The following is an 18,689-nucleotide window of genomic DNA, read 5'->3' on the forward strand; positions in this document are numbered from 1 at the left end:
ATGGCGATTCCCGCCATATTGCCGTATCCGATGCCTGTAGAGTCTGACCTGCCGAAGAACAGGGTGGCGTGGACACCTGATCCGAAGCGGGCGGCTCTGCTGATTCATGACATGCAGCAGTATTTTCTGAATGCGTTCACCGTTACGGAGTCTCCGGTCGTGGAGCTTCTGGCCAATATCCAAAAGCTCAAAGCCTATTGCGCCGAGCAGGGAATCCCCGTCATCTATTCGGCGCAGCCTGGCAAACAGTCCCCAGAGCAGCGCGGACTGCTGCAGGATTTCTGGGGGCCGGGACTGACGAAGTGCCCCGATCAGCAGAAGATCGTCGATGAGCTTGCGCCGGGCGGGCAGGATCTGGTGTTGACCAAGTGGCGGTACAGCGCCTTTCAACAGACCAATTTGCTGGAGATGTTGCAGCAGCGCGGACGGGATCAGCTTATCGTGTGCGGCATCTACGCCCATATCGGCTGCCTGATGACCGCGTGCGAAGCGTTCATGAAAGATGTGCAGCCGTTCTTCGTTGCAGATGCGGTAGCGGATTTCTCTCGGGAGAAGCACATGATGGCGCTGACCTACGCGGCTGAGCGCTGCGCGGTCACGATCACGACGCAGCGTCTGATCGATCAGCTGAGCGGCGTGCAGGCTGAAGCGCCGGCCGCCCGTGAAAGTGACACGCAGCCGATCACGCAGGAAGCGATCCGCGCGCAAGTAGCTGATTTGCTCCAGGAACTGCCGGCAAACCTTGGGAAAAACGACGACCTGATTAACGTGTGGGGGCTTGATTCCGTCAGGATCATGTCGCTGGTGGAGAGATGGCGCCGCAGCGGTGCAGAGGTGACCTTTGTGGAACTGGCTGAGCAGCCGACACTGGCCGCCTGGTGGGCGCTGTTGTCATCACGATTGAAGCAGAGTTTGCCCAATCAGGATTACTTCGTCGTATGAAAGAGGTGATGTTCATGCCGGATCATCAGGATGTACGCTGGCCCTTGTCGGGTGCGCAGAATGGCATTTGGTTTGCACAAAAGCTCGACCCGGACAATCCGGTCTTCAACACCGCCGAGTGCATCGAAATCCATGGCCCCGTCGATCCTGCGCTGTTCGAGGCTGCCCTGCGCCGGGCCGTGACGGAGGCGGAAACGCTGCATCTGCGCTTCGGCGAGGATTGGTACGGTCCGTGGCAGAGCCTCTGCCCGTCTGCTGACTGGCCGCTGCATTTCGAGGACGTCAGCGGCCATGAAGATCCGCAGGAAGCGGCAGAAACGTGGATGAAGCAGGACATGGCCCAACCGGTTGATCTGACCCGCGGTCCCCTGTTTGCACAAGCGCTGTTGAAATTGGCGCCTGACCGGTTCTTCTGGTATCAGCGCATCCATCATATTGCGATTGATGGCTTTGGCTATTCGCTGTTGGCACAAAGGGTGGCACACATCTATACGGCACTCGTCCATGGCCGGCCGTACGACGAGGCGGCCTTTGGGTCTGTTCACTCCATCCTGGAGGAAGAGGCAGCCTATCGCAGCTCGGAGCAAATAAAGCGGGATCGGCAGTTTTGGCTGTCACGCTTCGCCGATGAGCCCGAGGTGGTCAGTCTGGGAGACAGGGCGGCGAGGACATCCCGCGGCTTTTTGCGTCAGTCGGCACAGCTTCCGCCAACCAGCATGACTGCGCTAAAAGGGCTGGCAAGCCAGACGGGGACAACCTGGTCTGACGTCGTGATTGCCGCTGCGGCGGCTTATGTCCAGCGGTTGACCGGCGCAAACGATGTAATTCTCGGCTTGCCCATGATGTGCCGACTCGGCTCTGCATCGCTGCGCGTGCCGGGAATGGTCATGAACGTGCTGCCGCTAAGGTTGACGGTGCGGCCGGACATGAGTCTGGCAGCTCTCCTGCAGCAGGTCTCGCAGGAAATCCGCGAGATCAGACGGCATCAGCGTTACCGGCATGAAGATCTGCGGCGCGATCTGAAACTGCTGGGGGACAACCGGCGATTGTTTGGTCCGATGATCAATGTGATGCCGTTTGACTATGATGTGCGCTTTGCCGGCCATCGCGCGACAACGCGAAACCTGTCGGCCGGCCCCGTGGACGACCTGACGATAAACGTCTACGACAGATCAGACGGCAGCGGGCTGCATTTCAATTTTGACGCCAATCCGGCGATTTACGGCGCCGACGAGCTGGCGGTTCATCAGCGGCGCTTTCTTTGTTTTCTGGACAATATGGCGTCGGCTGACCCCGGCCAACCAGTCTCGCAGATTGACTTGCTCCTGCCGGAGGAACGCCAGAAGGTGCTGTTTGAATGGAATGAAACCGCTCATGACCTGCCGACGACCAGCGCGCACGAGCAGTTTGAGCAGCAGGCCTCCCGCACGCCTGAGGCTGTCGCCGTGGAGGTTGAAGGCGTTTCGCTCAGCTATGCCGAGCTGAACAAACGAGCCAATCAGCTTGCCCATCTGCTGATGGCGCACGGTGTCGGACCGGAGCGTGTGGTCGCGCTTGCGCTGCCGCGTTCACCGGAGATGGTCGTCGCCATACTGGCGGTTCACAAGGCGGGAGCGGCGTACCTGCCGCTGGACCCGGACTTTCCGTCCGACCGGTTAGCCTACATGCTGGAGGACGCCAGACCCGTATGCGTCATCACATCCAGACAGGTTGCCCATCGGCTGCCGGATTGTGGTACGGGCTCAAGACTCGTGTTTGACGAGCCGGAAACCATCGACAGGCTGATGCGGCAAGCGATTCACAATCCCGGCAATGCTGATCGAACAAACTGCTTGTCGCCGCTTCATCCTGCCTACGTGCTGTACACCTCCGGTTCGACCGGAAGACCCAAGGGGGTCATGGTCACGTTTGGCAATCTGACCAACCTGATCCTGGCGATGCAGGATCGGTTTGCGCTGGACGAACGGGATGCGTGGCTGTCGGTTACCACGATTTCATTTGACATCTCGGTTCTGGAGCTGTACCTGCCGCTCACGAGCGGGGCCCGTGTTGTCATCGCCGCGAAGGATACGATCATGGACCCGTCGGCTCTGGCGAAAATGATTCGCGAGACCGGCACGACGATCATGCAGGCGACGCCGACCCTGTGGCACGAGCTGGCAGCGAGCAGGCCCGACAAATTTGACGGCCTGCGCATCATTACGGGAGGCGAGGCGTTCCCCAGCGGGCTCAAACTCGCCCTGCAGGAACTGGGGTGCGATGTCCATAATCAATACGGTCCGACGGAAACCACCATTTATTCCACTGCCATGCACCTTGGCGATGAGCGAGCGGGAACACCCCCGATTGGCAGGCCGATTTGGAATACGCGGGTGTATGTGCTGGATGGCGGACTGAAGCCCGTTCCGCCGGGAGTGGTGGGAGAGCTGTACATTGCCGGTGCCGGCTTGGCTCGCGGCTACCTGGGACGGCCGGAGCTGACGGCCGAGCGATTCGTGGCCAACCCGTACGGCGCGCCGGGCTCCCGGATGTACCGCACGGGAGATCTGGTGAGATGGCTGCCGGACGGCTCCCTTGAGTACGTGGGCCGTGTCGATCACCAGGTGAAAATTCGCGGGTTCCGGATCGAACTCGGCGAGATCGAGTCGCTTCTGTCCCGGCATCCTGCGATCGCCCAGGTTGCAGTAGTCGTCCGGGAAGACCAGCCAGGGGACAAACGGCTGGTGGCATATGTGGTCCCGCATGCATCCGCCGGCATAGACCCAGCCGAGCTGCGCCGGCATGTCTCCGCCGAACTGCCCGATTACATGATCCCGTCCGCGTTTGTCCAACTTGCCGAAATGCCGTTGACGCCGAATAAAAAAATTGACCGCAAGGCACTGCCGGCGCCTGATCTCCATACGGTTACAGGGCGCGGACCGAGGACGCCGCAGGAAGAGATGTTGTGCGACCTGTTCGCCGAAGTGCTCGGCCTGGCTCATGTGGGGATAGACGAGGACTTTTTTGTATTGGGCGGTCACTCCCTGCTTGCCGGACGGGTAATCGCCCGTATCCGCGATGTCTTCGGTGTCGAATTGAGCATTGGCAGCCTCTTTGAGTCACCCACGGTAGCAGGGCTGGTCAAGCGGCTCGATCATGCGCGGGATGTCAGACCGCCTGTGCGGCCGGTCGCGCGTCCGGAGGCAGTGCCGCTTTCGTTTGCCCAGCGCCGCTTGTGGTTCCTGTACCGACTGGATGGACCCAATCCGGCCTATAACATTCCGCTCGTGGCCCGCCTGTCCGGCGAACTGGATGTACAGGCGCTGGAGGAGGCGATTGGCGATGTCGTCGCTCGCCATGAAACCCTGCGCACCATCTTTCCCGACAAGTCGGGCGCGTCGCACCAGCTGGTTTTGGACGCAGCCGACGCTCGACCTGAGCTGATTGTGACGGAAACGAACGAGGCTGAACTGCCCGGGCTGCTTGCCGACGCCGTGCGCTACAGCTTCCAACTCTCATCGGAGCCTTCACTCCGCGCCCAATTGTTCGTACTTGGACAAAACGAGTACGTACTCTTGCTGCTGCTGCACCATATCGCCGGAGATGGCTGGTCGCTGACCCCGTTGGCCCGCGATCTCTCCACCGCTTACGCAGCCCGCTGCCGGGGCGAGCTCCCGTCATGGCCGCCGCTGCCGGTACAGTATGCGGATTACGCGGTTTGGCAGGAACAGCTTCTGGGGAGTGAGCGCGATCCCGACAGTTTGATCGCCAGACAGCTTGCGTACTGGACGCGGACACTTGCCAACCTGCCGGATCAGTTGGAACTGCCGTGCGATTATCCAAGACCGGCAGAAGCCAGCTACCGGGGCGGTGTCATTCCGTTCCACATCAGCGAGGAACTGCACGGCCGACTGCTGGAAGTGGCCCGTGAAAACAGAGCGAGCCTGTTCATGGTCCTGCAGTCTGCCCTCGCCGCTTTGCTCACCCGCCTCGGCGCAGGCACCGATATTCCGATCGGCAGTCCGATTGCCGGGCGGACCGACGATGCGCTGGACAGCCTGGTCGGATTGTTCATCAACACGCTGGTGCTTCGTACCGACACGTCTGGAAACCCCAGCTTCCGAGAACTGCTGGCCAGAGTCCGTGAGGTAAATCTGGCTGCGTACGAGCATCAGGACCTGCCTTTCGAGCGGCTGGTGGAGGTTATGAACCCCGTCCGCTCCCGGTCCAGACACCCGCTGTTTCAGATCATGCTGGTGCTCCAGAACACGCCTGATGCGGCGTTGGAACTTACTGGTGTGGAGAGCAGCCTGACAATTGAAAGTGCGGGCACGGCCAAATTTGACCTGACCGTGGAGTTGAAGGAGCGCCGTTCGGCGGATGGCACTCCTGCGGGTCTGGATGGCATTCTGGAATACAGCGCCGATCTGTTCAAACGCAGTACGGCTGAAACATTGGCGGGCCGGTTCCTGCGAGTACTGGAGGCTGTGGCTGCTGATCCGGGCAAGTCGATCGGAGAACTCGATATTCTGATGCCGGAAGAGCGCCAAAGCATGCTGCAGGAATGGAGCGCGGTTGGAAACGATGTGCCGCAGACCGTGCTGCCGGAGTTGTTCGAGGCACAGGTTGTCCGAAGTCCTGAGGCTGTGGCCGTCGTCCATGAGGATGTCTCCCTGAGCTACGATGAGCTGAACACCCGGGCCAATCGGCTCGCGCATCTGCTGATTGCAGAGGGGGTCGGTCCGGAGCAGGTTGTGGCCCTGGCGCTGCAGCGGTCGTTTGAAATGGTTGTCGGCGTGCTGGCCGTGCTGAAGGCCGGAGCCGCCTACCTGCCTCTCGATCCGGATTACCCGGCCGACCGGCTGGCATATATGCTGGAGGACGCAAGACCGGTTTCCATTATTACAAGCACGCAGGTGGTCACCAGACTGCCTGATGCTGGCGGTCTGCCCCTGATCGTGCTGGATGAACCGGAGACGCAAGAGCGGCTCAGGCAGCATTCTCCTGCCAATCCTGGTGACCGTGAACGCCGCGGACGTCTGTCTGCACACAGCCCGGCGTATATCATCTACACCTCGGGCTCCACGGGAAGGCCCAAGGGCGTCGTCATCCCGCATCAGAACGTGGTGAGATTGTTTGCTTCCACCGATCACTGGTTCCGCTTTGGCTCTGACGATGTGTGGACGCTGTTCCATTCCTATGCCTTCGACTTCTCGGTGTGGGAGATTTGGGGAGCGCTCCTGCATGGCGGACGTCTTGTAGTGGTGCCCCATGCGATCAGCAGGTCGCCGGGAGAGTTCCTCCAGCTTCTCGTGCGGGAGGGCGTGACGGTATTGAACCAGACGCCGTCAGCGTTCTATCAATTGATGCAGGCTGATCGGGAACATCCTGACCTGGGTCAGATGCTCTCCTTGCGCTTCGTGATTTTCGGCGGCGAGGCGCTGGAATTGGGACGTCTGGCGGACTGGTATCAGCGCCATCCGGACGATGCTCCCAAGCTGATCAACATGTACGGTATCACCGAGACGACCGTGCATGTCAGCTATATCGAGCTTGACCGTCACCATGCAGCTTCCGGTGCCAACAGCCTGATCGGCCGCCCGATACCGGATCTGCGGGTGTACGTGTTGGATGATTTCCTGCAGCCTGTTCCGCCGGGAGTGACGGGGGAGATGTACGTCGCCGGTGCCGGACTGGCCCGCGGTTACGGGGGACGGCCGGATTTGACGGCGGAGCGGTTTGTTGCCGATCCGTTCGGTCCCCCCGGTACGAGGATGTATCGCACCGGCGATCTTGCCAAGCGGCTCAGCGATGGGTCTTTAGAGTATTGGGGCCGTGCCGACCAGCAGGTGAAGATTCGGGGGTTCCGCATCGAACTGGGCGAGATCGAGGCCGTGCTCGCCAGACATCCCGCTGTGGCCCAGGTGGCGGTAGTGGTGCGGGAGGATCAGCCGGGAGACAAACGCCTGGTGGCTTACGTCGTTCCGGCCGCGGACACAAGCGTCGAACCTGCTGTACTGCGCCGGTTTGCCGCCTCCAGTCTGCCTGATTACATGGTGCCGTCAGCGATCGTGGAAATGGATGTCCTGCCGCTCACGCCGAATGGCAAGCTGGACCGCAAGGCGCTTCCGGCGCCCGATTTCTCCCTGACTTCAGGCGGGCGCGGCCCCAGAACGCCGCAGGAAGAGGTCTTGTGCAATTTGTTTGCCGAGGTGCTGGGTTTGCAGCGTGTAAGTATTGATGACAGCTTTTTCGAGCTGGGGGGCCATTCGCTGCTGGCCGTTCGCCTGATGAGCCGCATCCGCGAGACCATGGGCCGGGACATCGGCATCGGCGTGCTGTTTGAGGCGCCTACTGTTGCCGGGCTTGCTGAACGGCTTGACATGGACACGGGAAAAAGCGCGCTCCAGGTGCTGCTGCCGCTCCGCGCCCACGGCGAGCAGCTCCCGCTGTTCTGCGTACATCCTGCAGGCGGACTCAGCTGGTGCTATGCCGGGCTGATGAAACATCTCGGCACGGAATATCCGATCTACGGCCTGCAGGCCCGAGGCATTGCCCGGACCGAGGAGTTTCCGAAAACGCTGGGAGAAATGACGGCCGATTACCTTCAACATGTTCGTTCCGTTCAGCCTGCCGGTCCGTATCGGCTGCTGGGCTGGTCGTTTGGCGGCAATGTAGCGCATGCGATGGCCGTGCAGCTTCAGAAAGAGGGAGAAGAAGTCTCGTTCCTGGCCATGCTCGATTCGTACCCCAGCCACCTCCTGCCGCTTCGCGGAGAACCGGATGAAGAGGAGGCCCTGATCGCGCTGCTCGCCTTGGGCGGCTATGATCCGGACAGCCTGGGTGGCGGCCCGCTCACCATGGCCAGCGCGCTCGAAATCCTCCGCAGCGACGCCAGCGCACTGGCCAGCCTGGATGAATCGACCATCATGAATCTGAAACAAACGTATGTGAACTCGGTCCGCATTCTGGGAGCGTATGTACCGGAGCGATACGAGGGAGACCTGCTGTTTTTCCGCTCCACGATCATCCCGGACTGGTTTGATCCGATTGAACCGGATATGTGGATTCCCTATGTAAGCGGACGGATCGAACGGCATGACATCGCGTGCCGGCACAAGGATTTGTGTCAGCCCGGCCCGCTTGCCGAAATCGGCCAGATACTGGCGGCCAAGCTGAAGGCCTTGGACCGTCCGGCATCCGGACACTCGAGGAGGGAATGATTCGATGACCAATCCTTTTGAAAAAGCGGATGGCACCTTTCTGGTGCTGATCAATCACGAGGGGCAGTATTCCCTGTGGCCGGCATTCATCGCAGTGCCTGAAGGCTGGACTGTTGTGCTGGGGCCGCAGACGCGTCAGGAATGCCTGGACTACATCCGCTCACAATGGACCGACCTGCGGCCCCGCAGCCTGCAAGCCGGGTCAGGGGCTGTTGTCGGACAAGGACAATGAAGGCACGTCTGAACCCGAAAGCAGTCGTGTGCGTCATATACGTGGCGGGCTGGCACCAACCCGTGGCTGATTCGCACGCTGTTGTTCGGCGTCGGCGTTTTCCCGGGCCATACGGTCGGAGCGGTGCAGATCGCCGCCTTCGCCAACATTCCTCCGGCTTCCATGGGGCGCGCCTCCACCGCGCCACGGACTTCGTCTACACACTGACAGCCGGTTGCCAAGGCAATCCGGCTGTCAGACTGAAGACAAACCGATTGTACCGAAGGAGAATCACGTTTCCAGGCAGAGCGACTTGTGAGCCCTACTGAGCGGAGCAGCGATTTGCGGGAAAAGGGAGCGCCACCGTTGAACAGGCTGCGTAGCCATGCGGCTTTGGCGATCCCCCGCAAATCGATGCGAAGCGTGCAGTTTGGGCTTTCCTGCTGGGCGAGCACGGAGCGGCTGACGGAAACGTGTTCTCCTCGCAACAGCTACATTATCTACACACTGAGCCGGTTGCCAAGGCAATCCGGCTGTTTTGCATTTCCCTACAGGAGGGTTTCGTACAAGGACGATAGGGAGACGTGCTGGACGTGATCAGGGAGCGCAGCCTTGCACGAGCAGGCCGACAGGATGTGCTCCTCGTCCAAGCTGATGCTTGTAAAATGGAAACCGTCCGCCTCCGGGGAATACCACGTCTGTTCTTCCGTACACACCACGGAAAACGAATCAAGCGGAATGGACAAGCCTTTGCCGACGGCTTTCACATAGCTTTCCTTCAACGTCCATACGCGATAGAAATACTCCAACCGGGCATCTCCCGTTTTGGAGGCAAGCATCCGGTTTTCTTGCGGGGTAAAGAGGTGTTCGGCGATGTGCAGATCCATGCGCACGATCCGCTCCACATCAATACCCGGGCAACAAGAGCTGTCGCCCCAGATCATGGCAATCCAGTTCCCGGAGTGGGAGAGATTGAAGCCCACATCCGGGTTGTTTTGCAAAAACGGCTTTCCATAGGGATTGTAGACAAATTGAAGCGCATCGGGCCTCACACCGGTATGCTCGGAGAGGGTTGAGCGGACCAGCACCTCGCCCAGCAAGGAGCGGTAAGCGTCCTCCTTGCGAACAAACCGGGCGATTTTCTGCCTTCGTTCTGCGGATACCCTGGACAGGAACAGATCCACGTAGTCCGGCGGCAGATTGGCCGGCATGCGTACGACCCGAATCGACAGCATGATTGATCACCTGAACTTTCTGTGTCCGGCGGATGATGAGTTTCATTATAACCAAGCCCGTTCCATGCGTACATAGAGGATGTCATACGCGCTGCTCGTCGATGGAAAATTATGATAAAATTTAATCAGAAATACATACGTTTCGGAACAGGTGAATGTGAAATGAAAATAGGGAAATGGCTAATATCCATCGTGTTGCTCGTCGCGCTTGCCTTGCCGGCTCATCTGGCCGCGCAGGGAGCGGCACAGGATGTATCCAAAAGTGTGATGGCGGGCAGCAAAAAGGTTTCCACGTCTGCCGGAAGCAGAACCGTCCAGTTCGTCACGATCAATCTGAACGATCCCCGGCTGGAAGTCCGTCCGGTACTGGCGCGGGACGAGCTGGGCCGGACGGAAAGCCTGGCGGGGATGGCAAAACGAACGGGAGCACTGGCTGCGATTAACGGAACGTTTTTCATGGCCTACAACAAGGGGGATTACAAGCCGCCCTGGGGATTGATCGTCATCGACTACGAGAAGAAACACGACGGCGTCAGCGGGTCGTCCATCGGATTCAACGGAAACGCCCTGCCGGTGATCGACCGTACCTCCCGGTTTAATGCAGATTCGTTTCAACACGTCACCAGTGCGGGCCCCACTTTGGTAAAGGACGGGAAAATCGTCGTCAATCCGGTCGCAGAGGGAATGAATGATCCCAAGCTGACCAAGGCAAGCGGGCAGCGCTCGTTTATTGGCTACACGGCGAACAATCAACTGATGATGGGAACGGTCCCCAATGTCACCCTGGCCCAATTGGCCGGCATCTGCCAGTCGATGGGGCTGGTGGCGGCGATGAACCTGGACGGCGGAGCGTCATCCGGCCTTTACGCGCATGGCAAGCTGCTGACGGCGCCGGGCAGGGAATTGAGCAACGCCCTGGTGGTCGTCCCCCGCATAGTCGCTCCCATCCAGGTCATGCGGCAGTCGGAGAAGATTTCCTTCCTCACGCCGCCCGTACTGATCCGCGGGAGCATCTACGTTCCGACTATGGAGGCCTTTGAGAAACTGGGGGCGGCCGTTCACATAGACCAGCAGGACGGCGCACTGGTGGCAGCCATAGAGGGCACGGTCATCCGGATCACAAAACAGGGCAAGGTGTTTCGCGATGGAAAGGCGCTGCCCCTGTCGGCGGATAAGCGGACAATTGCCGGTACGGAAATGGTCCCGCTCCGGCTGGTGGCGGAACTGCTGGATGGGAAAATCGAGTGGGATCAGCAGAAACGAACCGCCACCATTCAGTTGAAAGCAAGCGCGCCTGAGCGCTGATACGACAAACCGGCATCGCCCGGAAAACAAGGAGGCTGACATCTCCGGATGCACGGAGGATGTCAGCCTCATATTCTCTCGTGGCTCATTTATATCCGTTCGCGGCGAGCTTGTCCCAGGGCCCGTCGCCGCAGGCTCGCGGGTGGAAGCGTCCCGTCACTTGATTGAATGGACGTTGTCGGAAACGCTCGGGGCGGTTGTGTACGACATGCCGATCATGACGGCCAAACTGACGGCGATGCCGTACATGATCGGATTCGTCGAGCTGAGACCTTCGATCGCCAATCCGGCCAGCACGACGACGGTGCCGGCAATGATCGAGGAAAAGGCCGCCTTCGCTGTCGCCCGCTTCCAAAAGTATCCGACCACGAGCGGAACGAATATCGCACCGGATAAAATGGCGTACGCCACGTCAAGCGCGACCAGCACGTCCTGAATCCAGATTGAAAAGACAATGGCGAGCGCGCCGATGAACAGCGTCGTTACCCTGGACAGCCGCAGCAGCTGCCGATCGTCCATGTCCCGAAACCAGTACGGCTTCATGATGTCGTGAGTAAGCAATGTGGAGGAGGCGAGCAGCGTCCCGGAGGCGGTCGACATCAGCGCCGAGCAGACGCTGGCCAGCACGAGGCCCAGCACGCCATTGGGCAGAATGGAAATGGCCATGGTGGTGAACGCATTTTGCGGGTTTTCCAGTTGAGGGAAGGCGACGAATGCGCACATTCCGACGATGGTCAATGAAACCGCATACAACATGCTGTAGACACCGGCCAAAACGGAACCGGTACGGGAAATCTGCATCGTGCGGGCGGTAAAGACGCGCTGCCAAATATCCTGGGAGACCACCATGCCGAGCGCGTACAGCAGGAAATATTGAAAAATTTGCTCGCCGCCGATGGAAGTCAGATCAAAATGGGCGGCCGGCAGTCTGGATGCCAGTTGATCCCACCCGCCGACATGCGACAGGCTCATCGGCAGCATGACCAGGAAAACGCCCACGGTCATGACGATGAATTGGATGATGTCCGTCATCGTTACGCTCCACATGCCGCCCAAAATCGTATAGAACAGCACGATTCCGCCGCCGACAACCATCGAGAGAGTCATGTCCCACCCCAGCAGCACGTTGATGATGGTGCCCATCCCGATCACCTGCGTCACGGCTACCATTAGCGTGTAAATTGCCGCAACCAGGGCGCTCACGAGCCGGGTTTCGGCATTGTAACGCTTGCCCAAAAACTCGCTGATCGTCGTCACGTTGGACTGGGAGATCCGCTTGATGAACAAGGCGCCCAGGAGCATGATGCCAGCACCAATCATGGTGACAAACCAGATGCCGGAAATGCCGTATGTGTAGCCCAGCTTCGCCGTGCCGATGGTGGAAGCTCCGCCCAAAATGACGGCGGACAAACAGCCGAGAAACATGAACATGCCCAGATTGCGTCCCGCCAATGCGTACTCTTCCGATGTCCGGGCGCGCCTGGAGCCGATGACACCCACCGCAATCAGCAGCGCGAAATACAGCAGAATGACGATCGTATCGATGCTGTTCATCCATTATCCCTCCTGATGTACCTGTTTACGGCGGTGCTTCCACGCGATCAGACTGATCATTTCGTAGGCTACGGCCGCGGCCAGTCCGGCTGTAATTTCGCCAGGGTCGTGCGACGGCAGGACTTCGACCAGGTCAAACCCGACCAGCTGAAGCTTGTCCAGCCCTCTCACCAGTTGAATCGCTTCGTAGCTGGTAGGCCCGCAGACTTCCGGGGTTCCCGTGCCCGGCGCGTACGCGGGATCGACAAAATCAATGTCAAATGACACGTACGCCGGCCGATTTCCCACCCGCTGATGAATGCGGCGGATTGCCTGTTCACCGCCGATGGCGCGCAGTTCGCTCATCGGCATCACTTCAAAGCCAAGCGCCCGGGCGTCGTTGATGTCTTCCGGTCCGTAGAGCGGTCCACGCATCCCGATCTGGATGGAATGGGACGTATCGATCAATCCTTCTTCCACCGCCCGGCGGAACGGCGTTCCATGTGTGTACTTTTCGCCAAAATAGCTGTCCCATGTGTCTCCGTGGGAGTCGAAGTGAATCAGGGCGACTGGACCGAATTTTCTGGCAAATGCGCGCAGGCTGCCGAGCGAGATGGAGTGATCCCCGCCCAAAATGATCGGGGTCACGTCGTTGGCGATGAGCGAAAACAGCTCCCGCTCCATGTTGTCGTACGTCTTGTGAATGTTGAATGGAACCACGTCGATATCGCCGTAATCAACACCGGAGCAGTATTCAAAGATATGGATGTCTTGATCGGGATTGTACGGGCGAAGCAGCACCGAAGCGTTCCGGATATGCTGCGGGCCGTACCGCTGACCGGTTCGGTTGGACGCCCCCGTGTCAAAAGGGACGCCCACCACCGCAAAGTCGACACCGTCCGTCGTCCGCACCTGTTCCAACCGCATGAACGTGCGCACGCCGCAAAAGCGGGGGGATTGGGATGAATCCTTGGGTTTGTACCTTACCATAGACGGCCTCCTCCTGTGAAAGTTGGTTACACGGCACTGCTGCCGATGCACAGTATTTCCTGTTCGTATTCCGTAATGGCTTCGTCCAGCATGCGCAGGCCAACGTCGATTTGCTCCTTGGTCACCGTGAGCGGAGGAATCATGCGGATGACTTCACCGCGGTTCCCGCACAGGTAGAACAACACGCCTTTGCTCAGGCACTTGTTCAGGATGGTCAGCAATCCCTCTCCATTGGGAGCCTTCGTGCGCGGATCGACAATTTCGATGCCGATCATCAGTCCGACGGCGCGAATGCTGCCAATCGTCGGGTGTTTCTGCTGCAGGCGGCAAAGCTGTTCCTGAGCGTAGCTGCCCATCACGCGCGCGTTTTCCACCAGGTTCTCTTCTTTCATCACTTCCAGCGTGGCCAGAGCTGCCGCACAGGCGATCGGATTGCCGCCAAACGTGGTGCCGTGGCTGCCCAGCGGCCACTGCTTCATCAGCTCCTGGGAAGCGACCGTGGCACTGAGCGGCAGGCCGGACGCAATCCCCTTGGCGATCGCCATGATGTCAGGGGTAACTTCAAAGGTTTGGGCGGCAAACCAGTTGCCGGTGCGGCCAAAACCGGTCTGCACCTCGTCGAAAATCAACAGGATTCCGTGCCGGTCGCAGATCTCCCTCAGCTTTTTCAGCCAGCCCTTGGGCGGGACAATATAGCCGCCTTCGCCCAGAACCGGCTCGACGATTGCGCAGGCCACTTCTTCGGGCGTCACCTGATGGGCGAACAGTGTCGCCACATCCTTTTCCAGTTGTTCGGCGCAATATACGTCAGGATCGGCCCCTGGCGGAACTTCATCCACTCTGGCGTAGGGGAGCTGGTAGGACAAGCCGCTGGGCTGCAGAAATTTTCGGTACTTGCTTTTCGATGTCGTCACACTAAGGGAACCCATCGAACGCCCGTGAAAGCAGCCGAGAAACGAGAGGACGTAGGGGCGCCTCGTCACGTGCTTGGCCAGCTTGATGGCCCCTTCGATCGCTTCCGTGCCGGAATTGGCAAAGAAAAAGCAGTCCAGTCCAGCCGGGAGCACGGTGGTCAATTCCTTGGCCAGCCGCAGGATCGACTCGTACATGATCACGCCGGACGGACCGTGCACCAGTTGGTCCGCCGCCTGCTTGATTGCCTTCACTACTTTCGGATGGCGATGACCGGTATTGGCGACGGCAATGCCGGATGTAAAGTCCAGGTAGGTCTTGCCGTCCAATCCGTAGTAGTAGACGCCTTCCGCCTTGACTACCGGCAGATTCGGGTGGTCTTTGGCCATGCTTGGCGCCAGCAAGGTATGCATCTGACCAACCAAATGACTCCAATCGCTTGACATGCAGCAACCCTCCTCGTTTGTCTGCCGGGAGTGAACTGCAAGTTTCGTTCCAACCCCTTACGTGATTCCGTGTTTTTTTAATTTCCGCACCACGGACGGCTGGCTGATCCCCAGCGCCTGCGCCATTTTCACCGTGGTCTTGTGCGTTCGTTTCGCCTTTAGCAGGACCTGCCGTTCGACCTGATCCAGGATGTCCTGCAGCGGCCGATTTTCATGCACATCGAACAGCGGCTGATCGTATCGCCGATTGAGGTACGCCGGCAGCAGATCGACCGTCACCACCGGGGAGGAAGAGGTGACGACCAGTCGCTCGATGACGTTGATCAGTTCCCGCACGTTTCCTTTCCACTCGTAGTAGATCAGGCGGTGGATCACGGCTTCGTCCAGCGTCCGTTTTCGCTTGTACTTTTGCTCAAACTGCCGCAAAAAGTGCTGGATCAGCGGCAGGATGTCCTCCGTTCTCCGGCGCAGCGGCGGAATGGTTATTGGCACGACATTGAGGCGAAAGTAGAGGTCTTCGCGAAACGTCTTTTCGCTCACGGCCGCTTCCAGGTCCCTGTTGGTGGCGGCAATCAGGCGGAAATCCGCCTCCCGTTCCTTGGTGCCGCCCAGCCGGAAGAACCGACGCTCCTGAATCAATTTCAGCAGTTTGACCTGGTTGATCAGCGACAGTTCGCCTACTTCGTCGAGAAACAGGGTCCCGCCGGAAGCCAGCTCGGCCAGCCCCAGCTTTCCTTTCGGATTGGCCCCGGTAAAGGCGCCGCTCTCGTAGCCAAACAGTTCCGCCTCAAACAGCGCATCGGGGATCGCTCCGCAGTTTACTTCGATGAACGGTCCCTTGGCGCGTCCGCTGTGATTGTGAATAAACTTGGCGACATGCGATTTGCCCACCCCGGATTCACCGAGCAGCAGGATGGTGGCGTCCACTTCGGCCACCCTGAGCGCCGTGTCGATCACGGTTTTCATTTCCTCGCTGTTGGCGATGATTCCGTCCGCATGCAGATGCTTGTTGCGCAGCATGTCCAGCTCGCTTTTCACGCGCTCGATGTCTTCTTCCAGCACCTGCAGGTAGTGCTGCAGGTTGATCAGCTCGGTCACGTCGTGGGAGTAGCTGACGATAAAGATCAGTTCGCCGTTGGGATCAAACACCGGAATGCCCGTGACCAGCAGCTTTTTCCGCTTGTTTGTCGTCTGTATCACGGTGACTTTTCTGCGTTCCTTGATGACCATCGGCGTGACAATCGGCGTAAACAGCCCTTCCTTCTCCAGGTCGTACACCGACTTGCCGATCAAATCTTTCGTGTCCACACCGTAAATCTCCCCGGTTTTTTCCGTGGCCCGCACGATGATGCCATCCGTATTCGTGACCAGCAGATCGTCCTTGAGCGACTGCAGGATGGCCAAATCTTCGCTCCACGTGTGTTGGTCATTCACGTCGCTGTCCCCCTTTGCCCTGTCCCTATCCATTCTTGAATAGATGCCGATGGTGTGCGCTCATCAGGCGCTGAGCTTGCCGTATGATTCACTGTTATGCGTTTTTGTATAATTATTCAGGAATGAATCGCACTCGTCAATTTGTTGCTGATACGCTTTTCACACATGCGCGAAAAACGCCTGTTCTCAGGGGAGAGGGCTTTTTTTTTTCGCCGCCGGGCAGAGATTCCTTCTTTTTTGCAGCCAGGGTTGTATTTTCGTCCCTGTTCCTGCCTATGGAGATGAAACGAAATTCAACAGAGCGGCTTGGGGTGGGGCCGCTTAAGTTGAACACCCCTTCGTTTCTTTCAAATCCAAAACATGAAAGGGGTATCAGACATGGCGTATCCGTATGGTGAACCGTTGACGAATATCGGCAGTGATCCGTGGGATCTCACTGAAATGAAAGGGCGCGACAGCGTTGATTTGCTCGCCCGCATGGTATATGCCGAGGCGCGTGGGGAATCGCTTGAAGGAAAGCGCGGTTGTGCGCACGTGGCCAAAAACCGAAAAGCCAAAAACCTTTCCGAGTTTGGCGGGAATACGTACGAGGGGGTGCTGCTGAAGAAGTATCAGTTTGAGGGAATGACGACGGAAGCGGCTCGGAAGCCGGATCTGTCCTCGCAGGCCTGGAAGGATTCCTTGAATATCGCCATGAACATGTCCACGACGCCCAATCCGATCGGCAACTGCCTGTGGTTTGTGACCAACTCGTACTATGCGACAAGGGTGTCATACAATAACGGTGTCGAATACTTCACCTTCCCTGGTTCCACTGCAAGGAAGGTCGTGGAGAAAAAAGTGATTGGCAACCACACCTTCTTCCGGGTGGAGGGCTATTAAAAAAACCAAAACCGGGCAGCAAAACGCTGTCCGGTTCAGTCTGTAAACAAAGTCTGTGGTGTCATGGGTGATGTTGTCCTCTAGCACTTCTTCTTTAACTTCGTTTGACCAGGCTAGTCCTGCACGAATTCGATAGTCTTTACCTGGAATTGATCCTTGGCAAACTGATAGGTGATGTGAAACTGGCCCACGACATGCGCCGGTGACAACTGGGCGGGAACACGGGCGAGCAGCGCGTCTCCCTGCGTTTCATAGGTCACGATGCCGCCGATTCCAAGAGACGAAAACCAGCTGGATGGTTCCGCAGGGATTTTGTCTGCGGGGATCACCGTTGTCTTTCCGTCAATTGAAATCTCGACGTGGTCCTTGGTGACCTTGCTCGTCATGTGTTGCTTCAGCGTCTCGACCGGATCAGGCACCTTTCGTTCCTCCCATGTGTCCGGTTGGAGGACGTGGACGTCCTGGGTCAGTGCCCCGGTTCCATATCCGGTCGTCAGAATGAAGATCAGCTCGTCTTTTCCGTCACCCGTCAGGTCTTTGGATTGGATCGTTGGCGCGTAGCTGGGGTTTGTTACGTTTTTCCAGTCAAACAGCTTGAATTGGCCCTGGTGTTCTGCCAGCAGCGGAGTATACAGGTCATCTTTTTGTTTCAGGGCATAGAGCGTGGTCTGCTCATGCGGCAAACGGGCGATCGGTGTTGGCCCCTCCGGTTTGCTGACGATCACCGACCTCTGTTTGCTGTCCCAGTTCACTTCAGCGCCCATCGCCTCCGACACCGCGCGAACGGGAACCATGACGCGTCCGTTGATAATCTGCGGGGCCACATCCGTTTCTACTTTTTTGCCGTTGACGATCAATGCGATGGTATCCGAGCTTTTCGCAAGTGCCCAACCGCCGACAGATGCCAGTGAGGCGCACAATGCAGCCGCTACCCATTTTTTCATCGGAATCAATCATCCTCTCGCTTGGTTTGCACAAACAAACAATCCCTATTATAGCTATCAATCCCTTCTATTTCCAGATCGCGAGCGGCGTCGTAACGCAGTGGGTGTCAAGTCTCATGCTGCTGAAAAAGAACCTGTCCGCGTGAAGCAGGGGCGAACAAGAGTCCCTGTACGCGACTTCAGGAGGCGGCATGTGACTGCACGGCCAAAATTCCGCGTTTCTCCGATCACGTTTGTCCGTTTCGGAAGATAGAAAGATAGCATTATATAGCAGTGTGAAAGGATCCTTTCACGATCAAAAAAGGGGGTGACACCATGCCGATCATCAAGCCGTTTATGACCTCGCTGCGGTTTACGTCCACGATTGGAGCCGGAACGGGTACGGGGGCCACGTTTGCGATTGCCGCAACCGCCTTCAACGACGACACGGGCGCAGCCGCCACGGCGTTTCCGAGTTCGTTTGCTTTCTACAACCTCTACATCAACGGCGTGCTTCAGCCGGGGAATACCTCGACCGTCACCACGACATCCATCACCATTCCGGATGGCGATGCAGAAAACCCCGCTACGCCGGTTATTGTTGAGTTTGTGGTAAACTAGGCACGGGTTGGGGGAAACAGGGCTTGCCCGAAGGCTGGATTGCTGGGGTCAGG

General features: G+C 58.5%; 12 protein-coding genes. 6 read left to right on the forward strand and 6 right to left on the reverse strand.

Going from position 1 to position 18,689, the window contains the following annotated elements; genetic code table 11:
* Genes IRT44_RS08410 through IRT44_RS08420 form a run of 3 tightly spaced genes read left to right on the forward strand, consistent with a single transcriptional unit; the run spans position 1 to position 8,376 of the window.
* Positions 1-942, forward strand: a complete 942-nt coding sequence (locus IRT44_RS08410; protein WP_230077748.1) for an isochorismatase — start codon at positions 1-3, stop codon at positions 940-942.
* A gap of 14 nt (positions 943-956) precedes the next feature.
* Positions 957-8,144 (forward strand): amino acid adenylation domain-containing protein, encoded by a 7,188-nt coding sequence (locus IRT44_RS08415; protein WP_230077749.1) that lies wholly within the window; start codon positions 957-959, stop codon positions 8,142-8,144.
* 4 nt (positions 8,145-8,148) lie between these two features.
* Positions 8,149-8,376, forward strand: a complete 228-nt coding sequence (locus IRT44_RS08420) for an MbtH family protein (RefSeq protein ID WP_212132160.1) — start codon at positions 8,149-8,151, stop codon at positions 8,374-8,376.
* Between the two features lie 527 nt (positions 8,377-8,903).
* Here the strand turns inward: IRT44_RS08420 and IRT44_RS08425 are convergent.
* Positions 8,904-9,590 (reverse strand): 4'-phosphopantetheinyl transferase family protein, encoded by a 687-nt coding sequence (locus tag IRT44_RS08425; RefSeq protein ID WP_230077750.1) that lies wholly within the window; start codon positions 9,588-9,590, stop codon positions 8,904-8,906.
* Positions 9,591-9,752: 162 nt separating this feature from the next.
* Here IRT44_RS08425 and IRT44_RS08430 point away from each other — a divergent pair, with 162 nt between their 5' ends.
* Positions 9,753-10,895 carry a phosphodiester glycosidase family protein gene (locus tag IRT44_RS08430; protein WP_230077751.1) on the forward strand — a complete coding sequence of 381 codons (1,143 nt, stop codon included), beginning with the start codon at positions 9,753-9,755 and terminating at the stop codon, positions 10,893-10,895.
* Between the two features lie 156 nt (positions 10,896-11,051).
* Here IRT44_RS08430 and IRT44_RS08435 read toward each other — a convergent pair whose 3' ends face one another.
* Genes IRT44_RS08435 through IRT44_RS08450 form a run of 4 tightly spaced genes read right to left on the reverse strand, consistent with a single transcriptional unit; the run spans position 11,052 to position 16,243 of the window.
* The gene (locus IRT44_RS08435; RefSeq protein WP_171565195.1) at positions 11,052-12,449 is read right to left on the reverse strand and encodes a sodium:solute symporter family protein; all 1,398 of its coding nucleotides are present in this window, start codon (positions 12,447-12,449) and stop codon (positions 11,052-11,054) included.
* 3 nt (positions 12,450-12,452) lie between these two features.
* A complete protein-coding gene (gene speB, locus IRT44_RS08440; protein ID WP_230077752.1) occupies positions 12,453-13,418 on the reverse strand; it encodes an agmatinase in 966 nt (321 codons plus the stop codon).
* Between the two features lie 26 nt (positions 13,419-13,444).
* Positions 13,445-14,776 carry an aspartate aminotransferase family protein gene (locus IRT44_RS08445; RefSeq protein WP_171565192.1) on the reverse strand — a complete coding sequence of 444 codons (1,332 nt, stop codon included), beginning with the start codon at positions 14,774-14,776 and terminating at the stop codon, positions 13,445-13,447.
* Between the two features lie 57 nt (positions 14,777-14,833).
* Positions 14,834-16,243: a sigma-54 interaction domain-containing protein gene (locus IRT44_RS08450; protein WP_171565190.1), complete on the reverse strand. Its 1,410-nt coding sequence runs from the start codon at positions 16,241-16,243 to the stop codon at positions 14,834-14,836.
* 345 nt (positions 16,244-16,588) lie between these two features.
* Here IRT44_RS08450 and IRT44_RS08455 point away from each other — a divergent pair, with 345 nt between their 5' ends.
* On the forward strand, positions 16,589-17,092 hold the full coding sequence (locus IRT44_RS08455; RefSeq protein ID WP_171565188.1) for a cell wall hydrolase: 504 nt from the start codon (positions 16,589-16,591) through the stop codon (positions 17,090-17,092).
* A 113-nt stretch (positions 17,093-17,205) separates the two neighbouring features.
* Here IRT44_RS08455 and IRT44_RS08460 read toward each other — a convergent pair whose 3' ends face one another.
* Complete coding sequence (locus tag IRT44_RS08460; RefSeq protein WP_230077754.1) at positions 17,206-18,036, reverse strand: copper amine oxidase N-terminal domain-containing protein; 831 nt, start codon at positions 18,034-18,036, stop codon at positions 17,206-17,208.
* A gap of 315 nt (positions 18,037-18,351) precedes the next feature.
* Between IRT44_RS08460 and IRT44_RS08465 the strand changes: the two genes are divergently transcribed.
* Entirely contained in the window at positions 18,352-18,636 is a 285-nt protein-coding gene (locus tag IRT44_RS08465) for a DUF4183 domain-containing protein (protein ID WP_029100732.1), read from the forward strand.
* The last annotated feature ends 53 nt before the right edge of the window (positions 18,637-18,689 follow it).

Source organism: Brevibacillus sedimenti (assembly GCF_020923495.1).
In the GTDB taxonomy this organism is placed as follows: domain Bacteria; phylum Bacillota; class Bacilli; order Brevibacillales; family Brevibacillaceae; genus Brevibacillus; species Brevibacillus aydinogluensis.